A 4,876-nucleotide genomic window follows, 5' to 3' on the forward strand; every position below is an offset into this window, starting at 1 on the left:
TACGAAACAGAGCGATGAAGCAAGACGACTCGACCTGGTCGAAGATGCCGATGATGGGGTCGGAGCGTGGCGCCGTGCCCTGCCGGTCTGGTAATCTGCGCGCCGCAACAACCACATGGATTCAGGAGCGAGGCGGTATGTCGAGCGGTGATCTGATCGGACTCCTTGGTATTCTCCTCGCCGTCGGACTGCTCATCGGTCTGGCCTTTCGCGGGTTCAGCCTATTGCTCGCGGCACCCGCGGTGGCGCTGCTGGCGGTCGCCTTCTCCGGCGGCCCGCTGCTCGCCAATCTTACCCAGACCTTTATGCCCGGTGTCGGGCGATTCATCGTGCAGTTCTTCCCGATCTTCCTGCTGGGTGCGGTCTTCGGAAAGCTGATGGACGACAGCGGTGCGGCACGCTCCATCGCTCGCGGTTTTACCGACCGGCTCGGCAGCGGTCGCGCGATCCTCGCCGTGGTGCTCGCCTGCGCGTTGCTGACCTACGGCGGTGTCAGTCTCTTCGTCGTCTCCTTCGCGGTGTTCCCGATCGCCGATGCCCTGTTCCGACAGGCGAACATCCCCCATCGGTTGATCCCGGCGACCATCGCGTTGGGCGCCTTCACCTTCACCATGACGGCGCTGCCGGGAACCCCCGCGATCCAGAACGCCATCCCGATGCCCCACTTCGGGACCACGCTGTTCGCTGCGCCCGGCATCGGCATCCTCGCCGCACTCGTGATGCTGGGCTTCGGTATCTGGTGGCTTAAGCGGGCCGAGAACCTGGCTCGGCGCGCGGGCGAGGGCTACGGGCCGGACAGTCATCCGATCGCCGACCCCGAGCTGTCCAGCGAGCGTGCCGTCAATGCGGACGCCTTCGACCCGGCCGAGCTGCCTCATGGGCATCATGCGCCGAACGGCCCCTCGTTCTTCTTTGCCGTGTTGCCGATCCTGGTGGTCTTGGCGGTGAATCTGCTGATGACCTGGGTCGTGCTGCCGCGGATGGACACGGCGTTTCTCGCCGAGCCGCGTTGGGGCGGGATCTCGCTGGCAGCGGTCAGCGGGATCTGGTCGGTCATGACGGCCCTGCTAGCGGCAACGCTGGTGCTGATCCTGATCAACCGCTCACGCCTGACCGAGCTGCGCAGGAGCCTGGATGCCGGTGCCAACGCCTCGGTCCTGCCGGTGTTCAACACCGCGAGTCTCGCTGGTTTCGGTGCCGTGGTTGCCGCGTTGCCGGTCTTCGTCATCGTGCGCGACGGGCTGCTGGCGGTGCCCGGCGGCCCCTTGGTCTCGCTGTCGGTCGCGGCCAGCACCATGGGGGTCATCACCGGCTCGGCATCGGCGGCGCTGACTATCACTCTGGATGCCTTCGGCGAGACCTTCGCGCAGATGGCCACCGTCGCCGGCATTGAGCCCGCCCTGATGCACCGTATCGCCTCGCTGGCCTGCGGACCCCTCTCGATGCTCCCGCACAGCGGCGCGATTGTCACCTTGCTCGCGATCTGCGGTGCCACCCAGAAGCAGAGCTTCGCGCATATCGGCGTGGTGACGGTGATCGGCCCCTTGCTCGGCCTGATGACGGCAATCGTTCTGGGCAGCCTGTTCGGCGCCTTCTGAGGTTCCTCGTCGGTCGTGCCGAGCACGGGGCACAACGGAGCTGAGGCGTGCGTCGTGCCTCCAGTCGGCGGCACGACCGAGTGACGCTTCAGAAGCGAGGTGAACACCATTCGCGGGTAGGATGGGTAGAGCGCAGCGAAACCGATCTTTTACGCGCCGTCACCCGGATTGGGCGTCCGAGCGGTGAGGATGGGTTTTGCTGCGCTCTACCCATCCTACGTTTCGGTTGCTTTTGAATCGTTCCCTACAGGATCGGGGCGAGTAGCCTTGCGGCCTTGGCGCCGACCTTTTGGGGAAAGGACAGGGCGTCGTAGGCGCGCGGGCCGACCTCTTGTGACTCCGCGAAATCGCGCTCGAACATGGCCGCGACCTCGGCGGCGAAACGCGCATCCGTGACGGCCAGGGTGATCTCGAAGTTCAGCCTGAAGGAGCGGTTGTCGAAGTTCTTCGTCCCGACCGCAGCGAAACCCTCGTCGACGACCAGCGCCTTGTGGTGCAGGAATCCGGCGGTGAAGCGGTGGACATGGATCCGGGGATGATCCAGCTCCTTGAGCAGGGCGAAGGAGGCGAGCCAGACCAGATACTGATCCGGCTTCATGGGCAGGAGGATACGCACGTCCACACCCCGGATCGCGGCGAGCTGCAACGCCTGGAGGATGCCTTCGTCCGGGACGAAATAGGGACTGGCGATCCAGAGCCTGTGTCGGGCCATCGAGATGACATGCAGAAAGAAGAGCGTGCAGCGCTCATGCTGGTCGGACGGTCCTGAGGCGAGCACGAGCGCACCTTGCCCGGCAGCATCCGGTGCCGGATCGTGCGGTTGCCAATTGGCGTCCAGGATCTCGCCGACGGCGAAATACCAATCGGCCGCGAAGACCATCTGAAGCTGCAGTGCGGTCGGGCCCTCGACCCGAACATGGGTGTCGCGCCAGCGGCCGTATTTCGGATTCTTCCCGAGATACTCGTCGCCGACATTGTGGCCGCCGATGAAACCGACCCGGCCGTCCACGATCACGTTCTTGCGATGATTGCGAAAGTTGAGACGCCAGCGGTCGCGCCAGCCGCTCAGGGCGCTGAAGGTGGCGATTCGCACCCCGCGGGCGCGCCAATGGCGCATCACCCGCGGGGTCATGGCCGCGCCGCCGAAGCTGTCGATCAGAAAGCAGCAGTCCACCCCTTCGGCCGCCTTCGCTGCGAGCGCCTCAAGCAGACGTCGCCCGAGCCCGTCGTTGCGCATGATGTAGAACTGCACATAGACCGAATGCTTCGCCCGTGCGATTTCCTCCAGAATGGCATCGAAGGTGGCCTCGCCGTCGATGAGCATCTCGAGCCGGTTCCCGCGCAGAAATTCCTGCCCCGCAATCGAGGCCAAAGCCGCGGCGGGCGCCGGCTCGATCCGTTCCGGAGCCATTTGAAAGGCGAGCATCTCGGTGCGGACCTGATGGATCAGGTCCGCGTGTGTCCGAAGCTTGTCCTGCATCACGCGCGAATGGGCCTCGAACCGCCGACTGCCGAAGAACCAATAGAGCGGAAGGCCCAGCCAGGGGAAGGCGATCAAGCCCACCACCCAAGCGACCGTGCCCTGTGGCGTGCGCACGGTAAAGAGCGCGTGGACCGCGCTCGCGATCCCGAGGAGCTCGACGACGATGAAGACGAGCGTGAAAGTGGAGATCATGTTCCGGTTTCCTGATGCTGATGGCTGCTCGACCGTCGAAGCCGTGGCCTGAGCGCCGCGGGAGACGCGCCGCCGCCGTGCTGTCCCGAGTGGAACGCAGGCTCGCATGATACCTTGCGCGCGCGGCCGTTACGCGTACGGCCGGACCTCGGCCGCGATGCGTCCGCCGTCGTGCACCCGATCGCCCGGATGGGTGACGACGACCTCGCCCGGCTCAAGCCCCATGGTGATCTGGGTCCAAAGACCGCTGCGCCGCCCAATCTCGACCAATCGCAGGCGCGCCAGACCCTCAGCGGCAACGAAAACCGCCCAGCGGTCCATGTGCCGAAAGAGGGCGCTGGTCGGAACCTGGACCACATCTTCGCCTTCCCATAGGATGAAGCGTGCCTCCACCCGATAGCCGTCCCCGAGATGACGCCATCGATTGCGCGGCGTGACGATCTCGATCCAGACCGGCACCCGTTGCTCCTCCACGCCCAGGGCCGAGATCTTCTCGAACCCGGCGGGCTCCACGAGCCGAACACGTCCCTCGAGCGCATCCTCGCTGCCCCAGCGTTCCAGGATTACCCGCATCCCCGGGCGCACACGCACGGCGTCTACCGACAGCAGGTCGACCTTGACCTCCAGGGCATCCAGATCGCCGATCTCCAGCACCGCCTCGCCGGACTGCACCGGCCCCTCGCAGCAGCGGTGACGTTGGGTCACGACCCCCTCGATCGGGGCGTGGACACCCAGGACCGGGTAGTCGCCCGGCGAGCGCTTGCCGTCGGCGATCTCCACGAGCGCGCGGGCCGATTCGAGCTCGAAACGGGCGACCTCCACCGAATGCCGGGCGGCGCGTGCCGAGGCGTCGGCAGCGTCGCGCTGAGCGAGCCGTCGGCCCCGCTCCTCGGACGAGACGAGTTGGCGCCGGTGCAGCGTCTCGCTGCGGTCGTACTCGGTGCGGGCCAGCTCGTATTCGGTCTGCCGGGCCGAGAGATTTGCCTCGGCCTCCTCCAAATGCGCTTGCGCTGCGGCGAGGGCCTCGCGGGCCTGACCGCGAGAGCGCGCGTCGAGTGCCGGTGCCGGCAGGGGCTCCAGCTCGAACAGCACCTGATCGGCAGCGACCTCGTCCCCGGGCTCGAGTCCCACGCGGCGCAGATAGCCGCTGATCGGCGCGGAGACGGTATAGATATCGCGCAGGCGCGTACGACCCTCGTCCTCGATCGACTCGACGAAGACGCCCTGCCGGACCAAGGTCGCGCTGACCGGCACGGGAGACGGCATCAGGGCGAGCGCGAGCAAGCCGAGGATGGTTAGGCCGATGAATCCGGTGATCAGCTTCTTACTCAGGGACATGGAAATCTTGATGCGCGATGTTCAATCGGCCCGGTCGGGACTAAACTTGTCCGATCGACGGGCAGACCCATCGCGTCGATTGGACCCTTGATCCTCTAGACTCCGGCAGGCCACCACACTGATATGCACGCCGAGCTGATGACCCGCTTCAAGGATGTTACACCGGAAGGCGGGATCACGGACTTCATCGTGGAGGTCGAACGATGGCGAAACGCACGCTAACGATCACGGTTTCACCGGATTGGCGCTCCGCTCTGCGCGCAGC

At 65.9% G+C, this 4,876-nt stretch carries 3 protein-coding genes; 1 reads left to right on the forward strand and 2 read right to left on the reverse strand.

Annotated features, from left to right (window positions below; all coding sequences use genetic code 11):
• Positions 1–137 precede the first annotated feature (137 nt).
• Positions 138–1,598: a GntP family permease gene (locus GPT33_RS17050; protein WP_296811358.1), complete on the forward strand. Its 1,461-nt coding sequence runs from the start codon at positions 138–140 to the stop codon at positions 1,596–1,598.
• 244 nt (positions 1,599–1,842) lie between these two features.
• On the opposite strand, the gene cls is transcribed toward GPT33_RS17050, so the two are convergent.
• Both cls and GPT33_RS17060 read right to left on the reverse strand, forming a co-directional pair.
• Positions 1,843–3,273, reverse strand: a complete 1,431-nt coding sequence (gene cls / locus GPT33_RS17055) for a cardiolipin synthase (RefSeq protein ID WP_296811360.1) — start codon at positions 3,271–3,273, stop codon at positions 1,843–1,845.
• A gap of 129 nt (positions 3,274–3,402) precedes the next feature.
• Complete coding sequence (locus GPT33_RS17060) at positions 3,403–4,611, reverse strand: HlyD family efflux transporter periplasmic adaptor subunit (protein ID WP_296811362.1); 1,209 nt, start codon at positions 4,609–4,611, stop codon at positions 3,403–3,405.
• Between the last annotated feature and the right edge of the window lie 265 nt (positions 4,612–4,876).

It is taken from the genome of Thiocapsa sp. (assembly GCF_011390875.1).
Lineage (GTDB): Bacteria > Pseudomonadota > Gammaproteobacteria > Chromatiales > Chromatiaceae > Thiocapsa.

Excerpts from the sequence above, each read along its gene's own strand:
- GPT33_RS17050 (WP_296811358.1), top strand. The coding sequence starts at position 138 with ATGTCGAGCGGTGATCTGATCGGACTCCTTGGTATTCTCCTCGCCGTC.
- cls (WP_296811360.1), bottom strand. The coding sequence starts at position 3,273 with ATGATCTCCACTTTCACGCTCGTCTTCATCGTCGTCGAGCTCCTCGGG.
- GPT33_RS17060 (WP_296811362.1), bottom strand. The coding sequence starts at position 4,611 with ATGTCCCTGAGTAAGAAGCTGATCACCGGATTCATCGGCCTAACCATC.